We start from the raw sequence: 1795 nt of genomic DNA, 5'->3' as shown, positions 1-1795 counted from the left end.
GGTGTCGGGGCAAGCCCCGACCTACGTGAGGTCCATCCGCAGGCCAGACCTCATTCTATGCCCGCACGGGCAGGCCTTCCGGTCCGAAGTGCTTGAGCTTCATCCGCAGGGCCACGTTCACGAGGCTGATGAGCACCGGCACCTCCACCAGGGGGCCGATCACCGCGGCGAAGGCCTCTCCGGAGTGGAGGCCGAAGACCGCCACCGCCACCGCGATGGCGAGCTCGAAGTTGTTCGAGGCGGCGGTGAAGGAAAGCGTCGTCGTGTGGCCGTAGGGGGCGCCCACCTTGCGGCTCATCCAGAAAGACACGAAAAACATGGCGAAGAAGTAGATGGTGAGCGGGATCGCGATGCGCACCACGTCGAAGGGAAGCTGGATGATCATCTCGCCCTTCAGGCTGAACATCACGAGAATCGTGAAGAGGAGCGCGATGAGCGTGATGGGGCTGATCCGGGGGATGAACTGCTTTTCGTACCACTCCCGGCCCTTGGTCTTGAGCCCGATGACCCGGGAGAGGATCCCGGCGATGAACGGGATGCCGAGGTAGATGAAGACGCTCTCGGCGATCTGGCCCATGGTGATGTCCACCACGATGGCGTCCCCGAGTCCGAGGAACGACGGGAGCCAGGTGATGAAGAACCAGGCGTACACGGAGAAGAAGAGCACCTGGAAGATCGAGTTGAAGGCCACGAGCCCCGCGCAGTACTCGGTGTTGCCCTTGGCCAGGTCGTTCCACACGATGACCATCGCGATGCAGCGGGCGAGCCCGATGAGGATGAGGCCCACCATGTACTCCGGGTAGCCCCGGAGGAAGATGATGGCCAAGAGAAACATGAGCACCGGGCCCACGACCCAGTTCTGGAAAAGGGAGAGGGCGAGCACCTTCTTGTTTTGGAAGACCCGGGGCAGCTCCTCGTACTTCACCTTGGCGAGCGGCGGGTACATCATCAGGATCAGGCCGATGGCGATGGGGATGTTGGTGGTCCCCACCTGGAAGAACTCGATGACCTCGTTCACGCCTGGAAAGAGCCATCCGCCCCCCACGCCCACGAACATGGCGAGGAAGATCCACAGGGTCAGGTACCGGTCGAGGAACGAGAGCCTCTTGGCGACGCCGGACATGGTCACTCCTCCTTCACGAACGACGCGACCCGGGCGCGAATCTCGTCGCGCACCCGGCGAAACACCGCCAGCACCTGCTCGTGCGTTCCCCGGGCCTCGGCCGGGTCGTCGAAGGGCCAGTGCTGCCGCTCCTTGACCTTTCCCAGGAACACCGGGCACGACTCCCTCGCCCCGCCGCACACGGTGACCAGGAGGTCGAGATCCTCCCCCAGGAGCTCGTCCACCGACTTGGACCGCTGCCCCGAGATATCGACCCCGACCTCCGCCATGACGCGAACCGCCAGGGGGTTCACTCCCTGGGGCCTCGTGCCGGCCGAGAGGGCCTCGTACCGGTCGCCGCCCAGGTGCCGGAGCCACCCCTCGGCCATCTGGCTTCGGCAGGAGTTGCCGGTGCACAGGAACAGGACGCGCTGCTTCATGGATCCCTCACGCGGCGCTTCGGCCGCACAGTTCCTCGCGGCACACCGCCGCGGCCTGCCGCCGCAGTTCGGCCGCCTCTGCGTCCCCCGCCGCGGCGAGGCGCAGCGGCGCGAGAAGGCCCTGGACCAGGGGGCTCGGAGCGGGGTGGATGCGGTAGTTCTTCCACGGCCCCTCGCGGGACGACGCCACGAACCCCGCCTCCTCCAAGACCTGGAGGTGCCGGGAGGCGGTGGACTGGGCCAGGCCCAGCAC

Annotated in this window: 3 protein-coding genes; all 3 read right to left on the bottom strand. The window is 66.2% G+C overall.

From position 1 onward, the window contains the following. Positions 1 to 55: 55 nt before the first annotated feature. Entirely contained in the window at positions 56 to 1123 is a 1068-nt protein-coding gene (gene arsB, locus AB1578_23675; GenBank protein MEW6490898.1) for an ACR3 family arsenite efflux transporter, read from the bottom strand. A gap of 2 nt (positions 1124 to 1125) precedes the next feature. Further along, a complete protein-coding gene (locus AB1578_23670) occupies positions 1126 to 1542 on the bottom strand; it encodes an arsenate reductase ArsC (protein MEW6490897.1) in 417 nt (138 codons plus the stop codon). Positions 1543 to 1549: 7 nt separating this feature from the next. After that, a partial coding sequence (locus AB1578_23665) for a helix-turn-helix domain-containing protein (protein MEW6490896.1) occupies positions 1550 to 1795 on the bottom strand: 246 nt, incomplete at its 5' end.

The sequence above is a fragment of the Thermodesulfobacteriota bacterium genome, from assembly GCA_040756475.1.
Classification (GTDB): domain Bacteria; phylum Desulfobacterota; class Deferrisomatia; order Deferrisomatales; family JACRMM01; genus JBFLZB01.
Note: the sequence above shows the minus strand (reverse complement) of the source record. Positions and strands in the feature narration are given on the sequence as shown.

Coding starts and splice junctions, on each gene's coding strand:
- arsB (MEW6490898.1), bottom strand. CDS start 1,123: ATGTCCGGCGTCGCCAAGAGGCTCTCGTTCCTCGACCGGTACCTGACC.
- AB1578_23670 (MEW6490897.1), bottom strand. CDS start 1,542: ATGAAGCAGCGCGTCCTGTTCCTGTGCACCGGCAACTCCTGCCGAAGC.